The organism is Streptomyces scabiei 87.22, from assembly GCF_000091305.1.
Classification (GTDB): Bacteria; Actinomycetota; Actinomycetes; order Streptomycetales; family Streptomycetaceae; genus Streptomyces; species Streptomyces scabiei.
This window is the reverse complement of sequence record NC_013929.1, coordinates 4,146,696-4,161,566: the sequence shown is the minus strand read 5'-3', so window position 1 is coordinate 4,161,566 and position 14,871 is coordinate 4,146,696. Positions and strand designations below refer to the sequence as shown.

Sequence of the window (14,871 nt, the reverse complement as noted above, 5' to 3'; positions counted from 1 at the left end):
GGCGAGCGGATTACCGGCGGCTTAGGGTCCCGGTATGAAGCCCAGAGCGGGAGTCGGGCTCACCTCGGTCATGGTGGGGCTGACGCTGACGACCGGCATGATCGAGGCCGTCAGCTTCCTCGTGCTCGGCCCGGTCTTCACGGCGGTGCAGACGGGCAACCTCCTCTTCCTCTCCTTCGCGCTCACCGGTGCCGCCGGTCTGTCCCCGGCCGCCGCGGGCGTCTCGTTCGGGGGGTTCACGGTCGGCGCGGTCCTCGGCTCCCGGTTCGAGACGAGCGTGGACGCCCACGGCCGCCGCTGGTTCGTCCCGGCGCTGCTCGTCGAGGCACTGCTGCTGGGGCTCGGCGGACTGGTCGCCTGGCGCACCGGGCTCGACGTGACGGGCGGCCCGGCGGACGACCCGCACTACACCGTCGTCGCCCTGGTCGCCGTGGCCATGGGCGTGCGCAACATCACCACCCTGCGGGCGCGGGTCCCGGACGTCCCCACCACGGTGTCCACCCGTGCCCTGACCGCGCTGCTCAGCGGCCTGCCCCCGCACCCCGACGGCCGTCTGGGGGCGGGGGCCAGGGACGAGGGCCGCCGCCTCGCCTCGGTCGCCGCGATGTTCGCCGGCGGCCTGCTGGGCGCGTGGCTGCTGCTGCGGGCAGAGGTGCACCCGGCACTCGTCCTGCTGATCCCCGCCGCGCTGGTCCTCGCCCTGGGCGCGGGGTACTGGGCGATGCAGCGGGGGCGTACGCCGGAGGCGCGCAGCCCGGCCGAATCGTGACGCCCCGGCGAAGTGGCTCTGGATCATGGACGCATGAGTTTTTCAGTGAGCCGTCTCGTCGGTGCGGCTCTCATGGTCGCCGGCATCACCGTCAGCCTCTGGCTGGCCCTCGGCATACCCCAGGAGTGGACCGGAGGGATGCGGTGGACGGGGGGTGCGCTGCGGCTGACGTCCTTGGGGGTCATCGCCCTCGGAGCCTGTCTGGTGTATCCCGATCGTGCGACGGACACCACGGACGACGCTCCGACGAGCGCCGATGCCCACGTTCCGTGCCCCGCCGACACCGCCGCCCCCGAGGGGCCCGACCCCTCCCGGGTTTGACCTGCGTCACTCTCGGGGTAATCTCTCCGGCTCGATTGGCGGAGCCGGTGGGCCGTATGGCAGACTAGCGGGGTTGCTCGGTCGAGTGTTGATGCTGCGCGCCTCCCGCCGGGAGGACCGGAAGCGAGTCCCACAGTACTCGTCGCCCCAACTGCCTTACGGCAGCGCTGGAGCGGACGTACGGGAATCTTTCGGGAAGTGTCAGTGCGGCACCGGCCAGGCACCCGGTGGGCTTCTGCCCCCGGCCCACGGCTGTAGGTAGGGCCGTGTTTCCCGGACAGGGGATGCTCGAACAAGGGGCATCTGTGTCAGCGGAAGCGCGACACGCCCGACCGCGTGGGTCGGCGGAGCGGGTGACGGAACACCGGGTTCCAGAGCGTTAAACGAGACAAAGGACTACTGAGTAGCCATGGCGGGACAGAAGATCCGCATCCGGCTCAAGGCCTACGACCACGAGGTCATCGACTCTTCGGCGAAGAAGATCGTCGAGACGGTGACTCGCACTGGTGCGTCGGTCGCGGGCCCGGTGCCGCTGCCCACTGAGAAGAACGTGTACTGCGTCATCAAGTCGCCGCACAAGTACAAGGACTCGCGCGAGCACTTCGAGATGCGCACGCACAAGCGCCTGATCGACATCCTCGACCCGACGCCCAAGACCGTTGACTCTCTGATGCGACTCGACCTCCCGGCCGGTGTCGACATCGAGATCAAGCTCTAGGGGTCGGTGATCTGAGAATGGCTAAGCAGATCAAGGGAATCCTGGGCGAGAAGCTCGGCATGACGCAGGTGTGGGACGAGAACAACCGTGTTGTTCCGGTCACCGTCGTCAAGGCCGGCCCCAACGTCGTGACCCAGGTCCGTACGAACGATGTCGACGGCTACGAGTCGGTCCAGATCGCCTTCGGCGAGATCGACCCGCGCAAGGTGAACAAGCCCCTCAAGGGCCACTTCGCCAAGGCCGACGTCACCCCCCGCCGTCACCTCGTCGAGATCCGCACCGCGGACGCCTCCGAGTACACGCTGGGCCAGGAGATCTCCGCCGAGGTCTTCGAGGCCGGCGTCAAGGTGGACGTGACCGGCAAGAGCAAGGGCAAGGGCTTCGCCGGTGTCATGAAGCGTCACAACTTCAAGGGCCTCGGCGCCGGTCACGGCACCCAGCGCAAGCACCGCTCTCCCGGCTCCATCGGTGGCTGTGCCACCCCGGGCCGTGTGTTCAAGGGCCTCCGCATGGCGGGTCGCATGGGCAACGAGCGGGTCACCACCCAGAACCTGACCGTCCACGCCGTTGACGCGGAGAAGGGTCTGCTGCTCATCAAGGGCGCTGTCCCCGGTCCGAACGGCGGCCTCGTCCTGGTCCGCACCGCGGCCAAGGGGGCCTGAGGTACCGATGAGCACTGTTGACATCCTTTCGCCTGCCGGCGAGAAGACCGGAAGCGTCGAGCTCCCCGCGGAGATCTTCGGCGTGGAGAAGGTCAGCATCCCGCTGATCCACCAGGTCGTCGTCGCGCAGAACGCGGCTGCCCGTCAGGGCACGCACAAGACCAAGACCCGCGGCGAAGTCCGTGGTGGCGGTAAGAAGCCTTACCGGCAGAAGGGCACCGGCCGCGCCCGTCAGGGCTCGACCCGCGCGCCCCAGTTCGCCGGTGGTGGCGTCGTCCACGGCCCGCAGCCGCGTGACTACTCGCAGCGGACCCCGAAGAAGATGAAGGCCGCGGCCCTGCGCCACGCCCTCACCGACCGGGCCCGTCACAACCGCATCCACGTCGTCTCCGGCGTGATCGAGGGCGAGAACCCCTCCACCAAGGCCGCCAAGTCGCTGTTCGGCAAGATCTCGGAGCGCAAGAACCTGCTCCTGGTCGTCGAGCGCGCCGACGAGGCCGCGTGGCTCTCCGCCCGCAACCTGCCCCAGGTGCACATCCTGGAGCCGGGCCAGCTGAACACGTACGACGTGATCGTCTCCGACGATGTGGTCTTCACCCAGGGCGCCCTGGAGTCCTTCGTGTCCGGCCCGAACAAGGCCAACGACACCGAAGGGACTGAAGGCTGATGGCTATCCGTCACCCCTCCATCGCCTCCAAGGCGGCCAAGGCCGCCAAGGCCGCGCGCGTCGCCAAGGCGAAGCGTCACGCCACCGAGGGCAAGAACACCGTCGTCACCGCGCCCAGCAAGGCGTTCACGGACCACCGTGACGTGCTGCTGAAGCCGGTCGTGTCGGAGAAGAGCTACGCGCTCCTCGACGAGGGCAAGTACACGTTCATCGTGGCCCCCGACGCCAACAAGACCCAGATCAAGCAGGCCGTCCAGGCGGTCTTCTCGGTCAAGGTCACGGGCGTGAACACGCTCAACCGCCAGGGCAAGCGCAAGCGGACCCGCACCGGTTTCGGCCAGCGTGCCGGCTCCAAGCGCGCGATCGTGACCCTTGCTGAGGGCGACCGTATCGACATCTTCGGCGGTCCGACCGCGTAAGCGGGTCGGATCGTCCGATATCGGACGAGGACTGAGAAATGGGAATCCGCAAGTACAAGCCGACTACGCCGGGCCGTCGCGGCTCCAGCGTCGCCGACTTCGTCGAGATCACGCGGTCCACGCCGGAGAAGTCGCTGGTCCGCCCTCTGCACAGCAAGGGCGGCCGTAACAACGCCGGTCGTGTGACCGTTCGCCACCAGGGTGGCGGACACAAGCGCGCCTTCCGTGTCATCGACTTCCGTCGTCACGACAAGGACGGCGTGCCGGCGAAGGTCGCGCACATCGAGTACGACCCCAACCGCACCGCGCGCATCGCGCTGCTGCACTACGCGGACGGCGAGAAGCGCTACATCCTCGCCCCGCGCAACCTGCAGCAGGGCGACCGGGTGGAGAACGGTCCCGGGGCCGACATCAAGCCGGGCAACAACCTGGCGCTCCGCAACATCCCGGTCGGTACCACGATCCACGCGATCGAGCTCCGTCCCGGTGGCGGCGCCAAGTTCGCCCGCTCCGCCGGTACCTCCGTGCAGCTGCTCGCGAAGGAGGGCGCCTACGCCCACCTCCGCATGCCGTCCGGTGAGATCCGTCTGGTCGACGTGCGCTGCCGCGCCACCGTCGGCGAGGTCGGCAACGCCGAGCAGAGCAACATCAACTGGGGCAAGGCCGGTCGCAAGCGCTGGCTGGGCGTCCGCCCGACCGTCCGCGGTGTGGCGATGAACCCGGTTGACCACCCCCACGGTGGTGGTGAGGGCAAGACCTCCGGTGGTCGCCACCCGGTCAGCCCCTGGGGTCAGAAGGAGGGTCGTACTCGCTCGCCGAAGAAGGCTTCGAGCAAGTACATCGTCCGCCGCCGCAAGACGAACAAGAAGCGCTAGGAGCGGGTTTAGATGCCGCGCAGTCTCAAGAAGGGGCCCTTCGTCGACGGACACCTCATCAAGAAGGTGGACGTACAGAACGAAGCAGGCACCAAGAACGTCATCAAGACCTGGTCCCGTCGCTCGATGATCATCCCGGCCATGCTCGGCCACACGATCGCGGTGCACAACGGCAAGACCCACATTCCGGTGTTCGTCACCGAGTCGATGGTCGGCCACAAGCTCGGCGAGTTCTCGCCGACGCGCACCTTCCGGGGTCACGTCAAGGACGACCGGAAGTCGAAGCGCCGCTAAACGCGGGGTGGAATCGACCATGACAGACACTGGAAGGACAACCATGGAAGCCAGGGCCCAGGCGCGGTACATCCGCGTCACGCCCATGAAGGCCCGCCGCGTGGTGGACCTCATCCGTGGCATGGATGCCACGGAGGCTCAGGCGGTCCTGCGTTTCGCCCCGCAGGCCGCGAGCGTGCCGGTCGGCAAGGTGCTGGACAGCGCCATTGCCAACGCCGCACACAACTACGACCACACGGACGCCTCTTCGCTGGTCATCAGCGAGGCGTACGTGGATGAGGGCCCGACCCTGAAGCGGTTCCGTCCGCGTGCCCAGGGCCGTGCCTACCGGATCCGCAAGCGGACCAGCCACATCACCGTGGTCGTCAGCAGCAAGGAAGGAACCCGGTAATGGGCCAGAAGGTAAACCCGCATGGGTTCCGGCTCGGTGTCACGACCGACTTCAAGTCGCGTTGGTACGCCGACAAGCTGTACAAGGACTACGTCAAGGAAGACGTCGCCATCCGTCGGATGATGACGTCCGGCATGGAGCGCGCCGGCATCTCGAAGGTGGAGATCGAGCGCACCCGTGACCGCGTCCGCGTGGACATCCACACCGCGCGTCCGGGCATCGTCATCGGCCGCCGTGGCGCCGAGGCCGACCGCATCCGCGGTGACCTCGAGAAGCTCACGGGCAAGCAGGTCCAGCTGAACATCCTCGAGGTCAAGAACCCCGAGACGGATGCCCAGCTGGTCGCCCAGGCCGTCGCCGAGCAGCTCTCCTCCCGCGTCTCCTTCCGTCGGGCCATGCGCAAGAGCATGCAGTCCGCCATGAAGGCCGGCGCCAAGGGCATCAAGATCCAGTGCGGTGGCCGCCTCGGTGGCGCCGAGATGTCCCGCTCGGAGTTCTACCGCGAGGGCCGTGTGCCCCTGCACACGCTCCGCGCGAACGTGGACTACGGCTTCTTCGAGGCCAAGACGACCTTCGGCCGCATCGGCGTGAAGGTCTGGATCTACAAGGGCGACGTCAAGAACATCGCCGAGGTCCGCGCCGAGAACGCCGCTGCCCGCGCCGGCAACCGCCCGGCCCGTGGTGGCGCTGACCGCCCCGCCGGCCGTGGTGGCCGCGGTGGCGAGCGTGGAGGTCGCGGTCGTAAGCCGCAGCAGGCTGCCGGCGCCGAGGCCCCCAAGGCCGAGGCTCCCGCTGCCGCCGCTCCGGCTGAGAGCACCGGAACGGAGGCCTGAGGGACATGCTGATCCCCCGTAGGGTCAAGCACCGCAAGCAGCACCACCCGAAGCGTCGTGGCCAGGCCAAGGGTGGTACGACGGTCGCGTTCGGCGAGTACGGCATTCAGGCCCTCACGCCGGCGTACGTGACCAACCGCCAGATCGAGGCGGCCCGTATCGCCATGACCCGCCACATCAAGCGTGGCGGCAAGGTCTGGATCAACATCTACCCGGACCGCCCGCTCACGAAGAAGCCCGCCGAGACCCGCATGGGTTCCGGTAAGGGTTCCCCTGAGTGGTGGATCGCGAACGTGCACCCGGGCCGGGTCATGTTCGAGCTGTCCTACCCCAACGAGAAGATCGCCCGTGAGGCCCTGACTCGCGCAGCCCACAAGCTGCCGATGAAGTGCCGGATCGTCAAGCGCGAGGCAGGTGAAGCGTGATGTCGGCCGGTACCAAGGCGTCCGAGCTGCGCGAACTGGGTGACGAGGAGCTGCTCAACAAGCTCCGCGAAGCCAAGGAAGAGCTGTTCAACCTCCGCTTCCAGGCGGCGACCGGTCAGCTCGAGAACCACGGTCGGCTCAAGGCCGTCCGCAAGGACATCGCGCGGATCTACACCCTGATGCGTGAGCGCGAGCTGGGCATCGAGACGGTGGAGAGCGCCTGATGAGCGAGAGCAACGTGACTGAGACGAACACCGAGGCGCGCGGATTCCGCAAGACCCGTGAGGGCATCGTCGTCAGCGACAAGATGGACAAGACCGTCGTCGTCGCCGTCGAGGACCGCAAGAAGCACGCCCTGTACGGCAAGGTCATCCGCAGCACGAGCAAGCTCAAGGCTCACGACGAGCAGAACGCCGCCGGCGTCGGCGACCGTGTCCTCCTCATGGAGACCCGGCCGCTGTCCGCCACGAAGCACTGGCGTGTCGTCGAGATCCTCGAGAAGGCCAAGTAATTTCCTGCGGGGCATTCCTCGCAGGACAGTTCCGCCAGGCTCCGGGGGCCGTTCCTGAACGGCCCCCGGGGAACCGGCAGACAATCAGGAGATAGACGTGATCCAGCAGGAGTCGCGACTGCGTGTCGCCGACAACACTGGTGCGAAGGAAATCCTTTGCATCCGTGTGCTCGGTGGCTCCGGTCGCCGCTACGCGGGCATCGGTGACGTCATCGTCGCCACCGTCAAGGACGCGATCCCCGGCGGCAACGTGAAGAAGGGTGACGTCATCAAGGCGGTCATCGTTCGCACCGTCAAGGAGCGCCGCCGTCCGGACGGCTCGTACATCCGCTTCGACGAGAACGCCGCTGTCATTCTCAAGAACGACGGCGACCCTCGTGGCACCCGTATCTTCGGCCCGGTCGGCCGGGAGCTGCGCGAGAAGAAGTTCATGAAGATCATCTCGCTCGCGCCGGAGGTGCTGTAAGCATGAAGATCAAGAAGGGCGACCTGGTCCAGGTCATCACCGGTAAGGACAAGGGCAAGCAGGGCAAGGTCATCGCGGCCTTCCCCCGCGAGGACCGCGTCCTGGTCGAGGGTGTCAACCGGGTCAAGAAGCACACCAAGGCCGGCCCGACCGCCAAGGGTTCGCAGGCCGGTGGCATCGTCACCGTCGAGGCGCCGATCCACGTCTCCAACGTCCAGCTGGTCGTGGAGAAGGACGGCAAGAAGGTCGTCACGCGTGTCGGCTACCGCTTCGACGACGAGGGCAACAAGGTTCGCGTTGCCAAGCGGACGGGTGAGGACATCTGATGGCTACCACCACGACTCCGCGTCTCAAGACGAAGTACCGCGAGGAGATCGCGGGCAAGCTGCAGGAAGAGTTCTCCTACGAGAACGTCATGCAGACCCCGGGCCTCGTCAAGATCGTGGTCAACATGGGTGTGGGCGACGCCGCCCGCGACTCCAAGCTGATCGAGGGCGCCATCCGCGACCTCACCACGATCACCGGGCAGAAGCCGGCCGTCACCAAGGCCCGCAAGTCCATCGCGCAGTTCAAGCTGCGTGAGGGCCAGCCGATCGGTGCCCACGTCACGCTCCGTGGCGACCGCATGTGGGAGTTCCTGGACCGCACCCTGTCGCTCGCGCTCCCGCGCATCCGCGACTTCCGTGGTCTGTCCCCCAAGCAGTTCGACGGCCGTGGCAACTACACCTTCGGTCTCACCGAGCAGGTCATGTTCCACGAGATCGACCAGGACAAGATCGACCGTACCCGGGGTATGGACATCACCGTGGTGACCACGGCGACCAACGACGCTGAGGGCCGCGCCCTCCTTCGTCACCTCGGCTTCCCCTTCAAGGAGGCGTGAGCGAGATGGCGAAGAAGGCTCTGATCGCGAAGGCTGCTCGCAAGCCCAAGTTCGGCGTGCGTGGCTACACGCGCTGCCAGCGCTGCGGCCGTCCCCACTCCGTGTACCGCAAGTTCGGCCTGTGCCGCGTGTGCCTTCGTGAGATGGCTCACCGTGGCGAGCTGCCGGGCGTGACCAAGAGCTCCTGGTAGTCCCGTCTTTTAGGGATTCCCGAAGCTCTCGGTAAGCACTGGGCGTGTCAGGCGCCCGCCCTTCCATGGCTTAGGCTTGGAGGGTTGGGCGCCTGACGGTAGCCCGTACGACTTACTACGCCGTAGGTCCCCGCACCGCACCCGTCCCGCCACCGAGTGGGGAGAGGGATGGCGCATACAGGAAACCCCGGCGAGAGAGGCCGAAGGCCAATTCATGACCATGACTGATCCGATCGCAGACATGCTTACGCGTCTGCGGAACGCGAACTCGGCATACCACGACTCCGTGACGATGCCGGCATCGAAGATCAAGTCCCACATCGCGGAGATCCTCCAGCAGGAGGGCTTCATCACGGGCTGGAAGGTCGAGGACGCCGAGGTCGGCAAGAACCTCGTCCTCGAGCTGAAGTTCGGCCCGAACCGTGAGCGCTCCATCGCGGGCATCAAGCGGATCTCCAAGCCCGGTCTCCGGGTTTACGCGAAGTCCACCTCCCTGCCCAAGGTGCTGGGTGGCCTCGGCGTGGCGATCATCTCCACGTCCCACGGGCTCCTCACCGACAAGCAGGCCGGCAAGAAGGGCGTAGGCGGAGAAGTCCTCGCCTACGTCTGGTAGCGGAAAGGAATCGGAGGAAAAAGCTATGTCGCGTATTGGCAAGCTCCCCATCACGGTTCCCGCCGGCGTGGACGTCACCATCGACGGCCAGACGGTCTCGGTCAAGGGCCCCAAGGGCTCGCTGACCCACACCGTCGTTTCGCCGATCGAGATCGCCAAGGGTGAGGACGGCGTTCTGAACGTCACCCGCCCCAACGACGAGCGTCAGAGCAAGGCCCTGCACGGCCTGTCCCGCACGCTGGTGGCGAACATGATCACCGGCGTGACCCAGGGTTACGTGAAGAAGCTCGAAATCAGCGGTGTCGGTTACCGCGTGCAGGCCAAGGGCTCGAACCTCGAGTTCGCGCTCGGCTACAGCCACCCGATCACCGTCGAGGCGCCCGAAGGCATCACCTTCAAGGTGGAGAACCCCACGCGGTTCTCGGTCGAGGGCATCGACAAGCAGAAGGTCGGCGAGGTTGCGGCCAACATCCGCAAGCTGCGCAAGCCCGACCCGTACAAGGCCAAGGGTGTCAAGTACGAGGGCGAAGTCATCCGCCGCAAGGTCGGAAAGGCGGGTAAGTAAGCCATGGCATACGGTACGAAGATCGCTAAGGGCGACGCTTACAAGCGTGCAGCCATCAAGCGGCGCCACATCCGGATCCGTAAGAAGGTCAACGGTACGGCTGAGCGTCCCCGCCTGGTCGTGACCCGCTCGAACCGCCACATCGTGGCCCAGGTGATCGACGACCTCAAGGGTCACACCCTTGCGTCGGCGTCCACCCTGGACTCGTCGATCCGTGGTGCGTCGGAGGACAAGTCGGCGCAGGCCGGCAAGGTCGGCGCCCTGGTCGCCGAGCGTGCCAAGGCCGCCGGTGTCGAGGCCGTCGTGTTCGACCGTGGTGGTAACCGGTACGCGGGTCGCATCGCGGCCCTGGCCGACGCCGCCCGCGAGGCCGGGCTCAAGTTCTGAGCTCGCTGCGTAGCTAGCGGAAAGAGAGAGGTAAATCCAATGGCTGGACCCCAGCGCCGCGGTGGCGGTGCCGGTGGCGGCGAGCGGCGGGACCGGAAGGGCCGTGACGGCGGCGCAGCTGCCGCCGAGAAGACCGCGTACGTTGAGCGCGTTGTCGCGATCAACCGCGTCGCCAAGGTTGTGAAGGGTGGTCGTCGCTTCAGCTTCACTGCGCTCGTCGTAGTGGGCGATGGCGATGGCACCGTGGGTGTCGGTTACGGCAAGGCCAAGGAGGTGCCGGCCGCGATCGCCAAGGGTGTGGAAGAGGCCAAGAAGCACTTCTTCAAGGTCCCCCGTATCCAGGGCACCATCCCGCACCCGATCACGGGCGAGAAGGCCGCGGGCGTCGTCCTGCTCAAGCCTGCTTCCCCCGGTACCGGCGTCATCGCCGGTGGCCCGGTGCGTGCCGTGCTCGAGTGCGCCGGTGTGCACGACATCCTGTCGAAGTCGCTCGGTTCGTCGAACGCGATCAACATCGTGCACGCGACCGTGGAGGCCCTGAAGGGCCTGCAGCGTCCCGAGGAGATCGCGGCCCGCCGCGGTCTGCCCCTCGAGGACGTCGCTCCCGCGGCTCTGCTGCGTGCGCGTGCCGGGGCTGGTGCTGCGTAATGGCACAGCTCAAGATCACGCAGACGAAGTCGTACATCGGCAGCAAGCAGAACCACCGTGACACCCTGCGTTCCCTTGGTCTCAAGGGCATCAACACGCAGGTCGTCAAGGAGGACCGCCCCGAGTTCCGCGGCATGGTGCACACCGTCCGCCACCTCGTGACGGTTGAGGAGGTCTGATCATGGCGGAGAACAACCCGCTGAAGATCCACAACCTCCGTCCGGCTCCCGGCGCCAAGACCGCCAAGACCCGTGTCGGTCGTGGTGAGGCGTCGAAGGGTAAGACGGCCGGTCGTGGTACCAAGGGCACGAAGGCCCGTTACCAGGTTCCGGAGCGCTTCGAGGGTGGCCAGATGCCCCTCCACATGCGTCTCCCGAAGCTGAAGGGCTTCAAGAACCCGTTCAAGACGGAGTTCCAGGTCGTGAACCTGGACAAGCTCGCCGCCCTCTACCCCGAGGGTGGGGAGGTCACCGTTGCCGACCTGGTCGACAAGGGTGCCGTCCGCAAGAACAGCCTCGTCAAGGTCCTCGGCCAGGGCGAGATCACCGTGGCACTGCAGGTGACGGTCGACGCCGTCTCCGGCTCCGCCAAGGAGAAGATCACCGCCGCCGGCGGTACCGTCACCGAGCTCGTCTGAACACATCAGGCGTCTCGATGACTTGAGCGATCCCGACCGGGGATACCCCACAAATGGGGTATCCCCGGTTGGTCGTTCCTAGGGAGGCAGTCCCGCCGGTAAGGTGGCCTGCACTGTCCGTTTTTCACAGGGGACCCCACACCGGGCACTCGTCGCGGCAGTTAAACGTTACGTAAGTCGTCCTCATCAGAATCTCAAAACCGTCACCCTTGACGCAGTAGCGCGGGGGTCGCAGGAGGCACCGTGCTCACCGCGTTCGCCCGGGCGTTCAAGACGCCCGACCTGCGCAAGAAGCTGCTCTTCACGCTCGGCATCATCGTGATCTATCGGATCGGTACGCACATTCCGATCCCGGGTGTCGACTACACCGCCGTCCAGTTCTGTATCGACCAGACCAAGAGCAACTCCGGTCTCTTCGGGCTGGTCAACATGTTCAGTGGTGGCGCGCTGCTGCAGATCACGATCTTCGCGCTCGGCATCATGCCGTACATCACGGCGAGCATCATTCTGCAGCTGCTGACCGTGGTGATCCCGCGTCTGGAAGCCCTGAAGAAGGAGGGGCAGGCCGGTACGTCGAAGATCACGCAGTACACGCGTTACCTGACGGTCGCCCTCGCCGTCCTCCAGGGCACCGGTCTCGTCGCCACCGCCCGCAGCGGCGCGCTGTTCAGCCAGTGCCCGCAGGCCAACGCCATCGTTCCCGACGACTCGATCTTCACCACCCTGGTCATGGTCGTCACCATGACCGCCGGTACGGCCGTCGTCATGTGGCTCGGTGAGCTGATCACCGACCGCGGCATCGGCAACGGCATGTCGATCCTGATGTTCATCTCGATCGCCGCCACCTTCCCGTCCGCGCTCTGGTCCATCAAGGAGCAGGGTGACCTGGCGGACGGCTGGATCGAGTTCGGCATCGTCATCGCCGTCGGTCTGGTCATGGTCGCGCTCGTGGTCTTCGTCGAGCAGGCCCAGCGCCGGGTTCCGGTCCAGTACGCGAAGCGCATGATCGGCCGTCGCTCCTACGGCGGCACGTCGACGTACATCCCGCTGAAGGTCAACCAGGCGGGCATCATCCCCGTGATCTTCGCCTCGTCGCTGCTCTACATTCCCGCGCTCGTCGTGCAGTTCTCGGGTTCCACCGCGGGCTGGGCGGCCTGGATCCAGAAGAACCTCGCGGACACCGCGGCTCCGGCGCACATCACGGTCTACTTCTTCCTCATCATCTTCTTCGCCTTCTTCTACGTGGCCATCTCGTTCAACCCCGAGGAAGTCGCGGACAACATGAAGAAGTATGGTGGCTTCATCCCGGGCATCCGGGCTGGCCGACCGACCGCTGAGTACCTGAGCTACGTACTCAACCGGATCACCTGGCCGGGTTCGCTGTACCTGGGTCTGATCGCTCTCGTGCCGACAATGGCGTTGGCGCCCCTCGGGGCAAACCAGAACTTCCCGTTCGGCGGTACCAGCATCCTGATCATCGTGGGTGTGGGTCTGGAAACCGTGAAGCAGATCGAGAGCCAGCTCCAGCAGCGCAATTACGAAGGGTTCCTCCGCTGATGCGAATCGTCCTCGTCGGGCCGCCTGGTGCGGGTAAGGGAACGCAGGCCGCGTTCCTGGCCAGGAACCTGTCGATCCCGCACATCTCCACGGGCGACCTGTTCCGGGCCAACATCAGCAAGCAGACGGAGCTGGGCAAGCTCGCGAAGTCCTACATGGACAAGGGCGAGCTGGTCCCGGACGAGGTCACCATCGCCATGGCGAAGGACCGGATGGAGCAGCCGGACGCCGTGAACGGCTTCCTGCTCGACGGCTTCCCGCGCAACGTCTCGCAGGCCGAGGCGCTCGACGTGACGCTCCAGGACGAGTCCATGAACCTGGACGCGGTGCTGGACCTGGAGGTCCCCGAGGAGGAGGTCGTCAAGCGGATCGCCGGCCGGCGCATCTGCCGCAACGACTCCGCCCACGTCTTCCACGTCACGTACAAGAAGCCGAAGCAGGACGGCGTCTGCGACGCCTGCGGCGGCGAGCTGTACCAGCGGGACGACGACTCCGAGGAGACCGTCCGCAAGCGCCTGGAGGTCTACCACACCCAGACCGAGCCGATCATCGACTACTACAAGGCCCAGGGCCTCGTGGTGACGATCACGGCGCTCGGTCCGGTGGAGGACGTCACCCAGCGCGCGATGGAAGCGCTCAAGCGTGAGGACGACGGCCAGTAGGCCGTCGGACGGTACGTCGGCCGCGGTGCCCGTGAGGGGCGTCGCGGCCGTACTGTTGTGTAGGCACGACCCAGAGTTCGACATTCGCGGAAGACGGAGAGCGCAGGCCCCCATGGTGCAGATCAAGAGCCCCGAGCAGATCGCCAAGATGCGCGAGGCGGGGCTGGTCGTCGCAGCCATCCACGCGGCCACCCGTGAGGCCGCCGTGCCGGGTGCCTCCACGAAGGATCTCGACGAGGTGGCCCGCAAGGTGCTCGCGGAGCACGGCGCCAAGTCGAACTTCCTCGGGTACGGCGGCTTCCCGGCGACGATCTGCACCTCGGTGAACGAGGTCGTGGTCCACGGGATCCCCAGCGACGAGGTCGTCCTGAAGGACGGCGACATCATCTCCATCGACTGCGGCGCGATTGTCGACGGCTGGCACGGGGACGCGGCCTACACCGCGTTCGTGGGATCCGGTCACTCCCCTGAGCTGATCGAGCTGTCCCGGGTGACCGAGGAGTCCATGTGGGCCGGGATCGCCGCCATGAAGGCGGGCAACCGGCTGGTGGACGTCTCCCGGGCCATCGAGACGTACATCCGCCGGCAGCCGAAGCCGGGCGGCGGCAAGTACGGCATCGTCGAGGACTACGGCGGCCACGGCATCGGTACCGAGATGCACATGGACCCGCATCTGCTGAACTACGTCGAGCGGCGGCGCGGCAAGGGGCCGAAGCTCGTCCCCGGGTTCTGCCTGGCGATCGAGCCGATGGTGTCCCTGGGCACCCCGAAGACCGAGGTCCTCGCGGACGACTGGACCGTGGTGAGCACGGACGGGACCTGGTCCTCGCACTGGGAGCACTCGGTCGCGCTGACCGAGCAGGGGCCTCTCGTCCTGACGGCCCCCGACGGCGGCAAGGCGAAGCTCGCCGAGTACGGCATCGTCGCGGCCCCCGATCCGCTGGGCTGAGTCCGTCCGCCGGTCCCCCCGGAGCATGGAGAGACGCTCCCGCGGGGCGGCGTAAGGATCATCGGCCTTGGGCATGCATACCGAATTCGTGTTTCTGGAGGCCCTGGCGTAGACTGACTCGTCGGCTCTCGTGTTTCCGTGTGTCCTCATTCGGTTACACCGAGTCGATCAAGGTAGTCGATTCGAAGGGCGAAGCGTGGCCAAGAAGCAAGGTGCCATCGAGATCGAGGGCACTGTCGTCGAGTCTCTTCCGAACGCCATGTTCAAGGTCGAGCTCCAGAACGGCCACCAGGTCCTGGCACACATCAGCGGCAAGATGCGTATGCACTACATCCGTATCCTCCCTGACGACCGGGTCGTGGTGGAGCTGTCTCCGTACGACCTGACGCGTGGCCGGATCGTCTACCGCTACAAGTAGATCTTGCCTC

General features: G+C 66.4%; 27 protein-coding genes. All 27 read left to right on the top strand.

Annotation, left to right across the window (positions count from 1 at the left end):
• Positions 1-34 precede the first annotated feature (34 nt).
• The 27 genes from SCAB_RS17530 (at position 35) to infA (ending at position 14,861) form a co-directional block, all read left to right on the top strand.
• Entirely contained in the window at positions 35-769 is a 735-nt protein-coding gene (locus tag SCAB_RS17530) for a YoaK family protein (protein WP_013001419.1), read from the top strand.
• Between the two features lie 33 nt (positions 770-802).
• A complete protein-coding gene (locus tag SCAB_RS17525) occupies positions 803-1,090 on the top strand; it encodes a hypothetical protein (RefSeq protein WP_148274208.1) in 288 nt (95 codons plus the stop codon).
• A 409-nt stretch (positions 1,091-1,499) separates the two neighbouring features.
• Positions 1,500-1,808 carry a 30S ribosomal protein S10 gene (rpsJ, locus tag SCAB_RS17520; protein WP_003948644.1) on the top strand — a complete coding sequence of 103 codons (309 nt, stop codon included), beginning with the start codon at positions 1,500-1,502 and terminating at the stop codon, positions 1,806-1,808.
• Positions 1,809-1,825: 17 nt separating this feature from the next.
• The gene (gene rplC, locus SCAB_RS17515; protein WP_005481233.1) at positions 1,826-2,470 is read left to right on the top strand and encodes a 50S ribosomal protein L3; all 645 of its coding nucleotides are present in this window, start codon (positions 1,826-1,828) and stop codon (positions 2,468-2,470) included.
• Positions 2,471-2,477: 7 nt separating this feature from the next.
• A complete protein-coding gene (gene rplD / locus SCAB_RS17510) occupies positions 2,478-3,137 on the top strand; it encodes a 50S ribosomal protein L4 (protein ID WP_013001417.1) in 660 nt (219 codons plus the stop codon).
• Entirely contained in the window at positions 3,137-3,556 is a 420-nt protein-coding gene (rplW, locus tag SCAB_RS17505; protein WP_013001416.1) for a 50S ribosomal protein L23, read from the top strand. Before rplD ends, rplW begins: the two co-directional genes overlap by 1 nt.
• 38 nt (positions 3,557-3,594) lie before the next feature.
• Positions 3,595-4,431, top strand: a complete 837-nt coding sequence (rplB, locus tag SCAB_RS17500) for a 50S ribosomal protein L2 (protein ID WP_005481225.1) — start codon at positions 3,595-3,597, stop codon at positions 4,429-4,431.
• Positions 4,432-4,443: 12 nt separating this feature from the next.
• Positions 4,444-4,725, top strand: a complete 282-nt coding sequence (gene rpsS / locus SCAB_RS17495) for a 30S ribosomal protein S19 (RefSeq protein WP_013001415.1) — start codon at positions 4,444-4,446, stop codon at positions 4,723-4,725.
• Between the two features lie 43 nt (positions 4,726-4,768).
• Positions 4,769-5,116 carry a 50S ribosomal protein L22 gene (gene rplV, locus SCAB_RS17490; protein WP_004571827.1) on the top strand — a complete coding sequence of 116 codons (348 nt, stop codon included), beginning with the start codon at positions 4,769-4,771 and terminating at the stop codon, positions 5,114-5,116.
• A complete protein-coding gene (gene rpsC / locus SCAB_RS17485; RefSeq protein ID WP_013001414.1) occupies positions 5,116-5,949 on the top strand; it encodes a 30S ribosomal protein S3 in 834 nt (277 codons plus the stop codon). Before rplV ends, rpsC begins: the two co-directional genes overlap by 1 nt.
• A gap of 5 nt (positions 5,950-5,954) precedes the next feature.
• Positions 5,955-6,374 carry a 50S ribosomal protein L16 gene (gene rplP, locus SCAB_RS17480; RefSeq protein WP_004927269.1) on the top strand — a complete coding sequence of 140 codons (420 nt, stop codon included), beginning with the start codon at positions 5,955-5,957 and terminating at the stop codon, positions 6,372-6,374.
• Positions 6,374-6,598, top strand: coding sequence for a 50S ribosomal protein L29 (rpmC, locus tag SCAB_RS17475; RefSeq protein ID WP_005481220.1), 225 nt, complete (start codon positions 6,374-6,376; stop codon positions 6,596-6,598). Before rplP ends, rpmC begins: the two co-directional genes overlap by 1 nt.
• Positions 6,598-6,885, top strand: coding sequence for a 30S ribosomal protein S17 (rpsQ, locus tag SCAB_RS17470; protein ID WP_013001413.1), 288 nt, complete (start codon positions 6,598-6,600; stop codon positions 6,883-6,885). The genes rpmC and rpsQ overlap by 1 nt, the downstream gene beginning before the upstream one ends.
• 97 nt (positions 6,886-6,982) lie before the next feature.
• Positions 6,983-7,351: a 50S ribosomal protein L14 gene (rplN, locus tag SCAB_RS17465; RefSeq protein WP_003992364.1), complete on the top strand. Its 369-nt coding sequence runs from the start codon at positions 6,983-6,985 to the stop codon at positions 7,349-7,351.
• 2 nt (positions 7,352-7,353) lie between these two features.
• On the top strand, positions 7,354-7,677 hold the full coding sequence (gene rplX, locus SCAB_RS17460; protein WP_013001412.1) for a 50S ribosomal protein L24: 324 nt from the start codon (positions 7,354-7,356) through the stop codon (positions 7,675-7,677).
• Positions 7,677-8,234, top strand: a complete 558-nt coding sequence (gene rplE / locus SCAB_RS17455; RefSeq protein WP_005481216.1) for a 50S ribosomal protein L5 — start codon at positions 7,677-7,679, stop codon at positions 8,232-8,234. Before rplX ends, rplE begins: the two co-directional genes overlap by 1 nt.
• A 5-nt stretch (positions 8,235-8,239) precedes the next feature.
• Positions 8,240-8,425: a type Z 30S ribosomal protein S14 gene (locus SCAB_RS17450; RefSeq protein ID WP_003948630.1), complete on the top strand. Its 186-nt coding sequence runs from the start codon at positions 8,240-8,242 to the stop codon at positions 8,423-8,425.
• Between the two features lie 214 nt (positions 8,426-8,639).
• On the top strand, positions 8,640-9,038 hold the full coding sequence (gene rpsH, locus SCAB_RS17445) for a 30S ribosomal protein S8 (protein ID WP_013001411.1): 399 nt from the start codon (positions 8,640-8,642) through the stop codon (positions 9,036-9,038).
• A 25-nt stretch (positions 9,039-9,063) separates the two neighbouring features.
• Complete coding sequence (rplF, locus tag SCAB_RS17440; RefSeq protein WP_013001410.1) at positions 9,064-9,603, top strand: 50S ribosomal protein L6; 540 nt, start codon at positions 9,064-9,066, stop codon at positions 9,601-9,603.
• Between the two features lie 3 nt (positions 9,604-9,606).
• Positions 9,607-9,990, top strand: a complete 384-nt coding sequence (gene rplR / locus SCAB_RS17435; protein ID WP_005481210.1) for a 50S ribosomal protein L18 — start codon at positions 9,607-9,609, stop codon at positions 9,988-9,990.
• A gap of 39 nt (positions 9,991-10,029) precedes the next feature.
• Entirely contained in the window at positions 10,030-10,638 is a 609-nt protein-coding gene (gene rpsE / locus SCAB_RS17430; protein WP_013001409.1) for a 30S ribosomal protein S5, read from the top strand.
• Positions 10,638-10,817, top strand: a complete 180-nt coding sequence (rpmD, locus tag SCAB_RS17425; protein ID WP_013001408.1) for a 50S ribosomal protein L30 — start codon at positions 10,638-10,640, stop codon at positions 10,815-10,817. The genes rpsE and rpmD overlap by 1 nt, the downstream gene beginning before the upstream one ends.
• A gap of 2 nt (positions 10,818-10,819) precedes the next feature.
• Entirely contained in the window at positions 10,820-11,275 is a 456-nt protein-coding gene (gene rplO, locus SCAB_RS17420) for a 50S ribosomal protein L15 (protein WP_013001407.1), read from the top strand.
• 243 nt (positions 11,276-11,518) lie between these two features.
• Positions 11,519-12,832 (top strand): preprotein translocase subunit SecY, encoded by a 1,314-nt coding sequence (secY, locus tag SCAB_RS17415; protein WP_013001406.1) that lies wholly within the window; start codon positions 11,519-11,521, stop codon positions 12,830-12,832.
• The gene (locus SCAB_RS17410) at positions 12,832-13,494 is read left to right on the top strand and encodes an adenylate kinase (protein WP_013001405.1); all 663 of its coding nucleotides are present in this window, start codon (positions 12,832-12,834) and stop codon (positions 13,492-13,494) included. The genes secY and SCAB_RS17410 overlap by 1 nt, the downstream gene beginning before the upstream one ends.
• 112 nt (positions 13,495-13,606) lie before the next feature.
• Positions 13,607-14,443 carry a type I methionyl aminopeptidase gene (map, locus tag SCAB_RS17405; RefSeq protein WP_013001404.1) on the top strand — a complete coding sequence of 279 codons (837 nt, stop codon included), beginning with the start codon at positions 13,607-13,609 and terminating at the stop codon, positions 14,441-14,443.
• Between the two features lie 196 nt (positions 14,444-14,639).
• A complete protein-coding gene (gene infA, locus SCAB_RS17400) occupies positions 14,640-14,861 on the top strand; it encodes a translation initiation factor IF-1 (RefSeq protein ID WP_003948620.1) in 222 nt (73 codons plus the stop codon).
• Positions 14,862-14,871: the final 10 nt, after the last annotated feature.

Bases quoted from the DNA above. Each gene is read 5' to 3' on its own strand.
- SCAB_RS17530 (WP_013001419.1), top strand. From the start codon at position 35: ATGAAGCCCAGAGCGGGAGTCGGGCTCACCTCGGTCATGGTGGGGCTG.
- rplF (WP_013001410.1), top strand. From the start codon at position 9,064: ATGTCGCGTATTGGCAAGCTCCCCATCACGGTTCCCGCCGGCGTGGAC.
- rpsE (WP_013001409.1), top strand. From the start codon at position 10,030: ATGGCTGGACCCCAGCGCCGCGGTGGCGGTGCCGGTGGCGGCGAGCGG.
- rplC (WP_005481233.1), top strand. From the start codon at position 1,826: ATGGCTAAGCAGATCAAGGGAATCCTGGGCGAGAAGCTCGGCATGACG.
- rplX (WP_013001412.1), top strand. From the start codon at position 7,354: ATGAAGATCAAGAAGGGCGACCTGGTCCAGGTCATCACCGGTAAGGAC.
- rpsJ (WP_003948644.1), top strand. From the start codon at position 1,500: ATGGCGGGACAGAAGATCCGCATCCGGCTCAAGGCCTACGACCACGAG.
- rplR (WP_005481210.1), top strand. From the start codon at position 9,607: ATGGCATACGGTACGAAGATCGCTAAGGGCGACGCTTACAAGCGTGCA.
- rpsH (WP_013001411.1), top strand. From the start codon at position 8,640: ATGACCATGACTGATCCGATCGCAGACATGCTTACGCGTCTGCGGAAC.
- map (WP_013001404.1), top strand. From the start codon at position 13,607: ATGGTGCAGATCAAGAGCCCCGAGCAGATCGCCAAGATGCGCGAGGCG.
- SCAB_RS17410 (WP_013001405.1), top strand. From the start codon at position 12,832: ATGCGAATCGTCCTCGTCGGGCCGCCTGGTGCGGGTAAGGGAACGCAG.
- rpsC (WP_013001414.1), top strand. From the start codon at position 5,116: ATGGGCCAGAAGGTAAACCCGCATGGGTTCCGGCTCGGTGTCACGACC.
- rpmD (WP_013001408.1), top strand. From the start codon at position 10,638: ATGGCACAGCTCAAGATCACGCAGACGAAGTCGTACATCGGCAGCAAG.
- rpmC (WP_005481220.1), top strand. From the start codon at position 6,374: ATGTCGGCCGGTACCAAGGCGTCCGAGCTGCGCGAACTGGGTGACGAG.
- SCAB_RS17525 (WP_148274208.1), top strand. From the start codon at position 803: ATGAGTTTTTCAGTGAGCCGTCTCGTCGGTGCGGCTCTCATGGTCGCC.
- rplD (WP_013001417.1), top strand. From the start codon at position 2,478: ATGAGCACTGTTGACATCCTTTCGCCTGCCGGCGAGAAGACCGGAAGC.
- rplV (WP_004571827.1), top strand. From the start codon at position 4,769: ATGGAAGCCAGGGCCCAGGCGCGGTACATCCGCGTCACGCCCATGAAG.
- rpsQ (WP_013001413.1), top strand. From the start codon at position 6,598: ATGAGCGAGAGCAACGTGACTGAGACGAACACCGAGGCGCGCGGATTC.
- rplW (WP_013001416.1), top strand. From the start codon at position 3,137: ATGGCTATCCGTCACCCCTCCATCGCCTCCAAGGCGGCCAAGGCCGCC.
- rplO (WP_013001407.1), top strand. From the start codon at position 10,820: ATGGCGGAGAACAACCCGCTGAAGATCCACAACCTCCGTCCGGCTCCC.
- rplP (WP_004927269.1), top strand. From the start codon at position 5,955: ATGCTGATCCCCCGTAGGGTCAAGCACCGCAAGCAGCACCACCCGAAG.
- rplE (WP_005481216.1), top strand. From the start codon at position 7,677: ATGGCTACCACCACGACTCCGCGTCTCAAGACGAAGTACCGCGAGGAG.
- rplB (WP_005481225.1), top strand. From the start codon at position 3,595: ATGGGAATCCGCAAGTACAAGCCGACTACGCCGGGCCGTCGCGGCTCC.
- rpsS (WP_013001415.1), top strand. From the start codon at position 4,444: ATGCCGCGCAGTCTCAAGAAGGGGCCCTTCGTCGACGGACACCTCATC.
- SCAB_RS17450 (WP_003948630.1), top strand. From the start codon at position 8,240: ATGGCGAAGAAGGCTCTGATCGCGAAGGCTGCTCGCAAGCCCAAGTTC.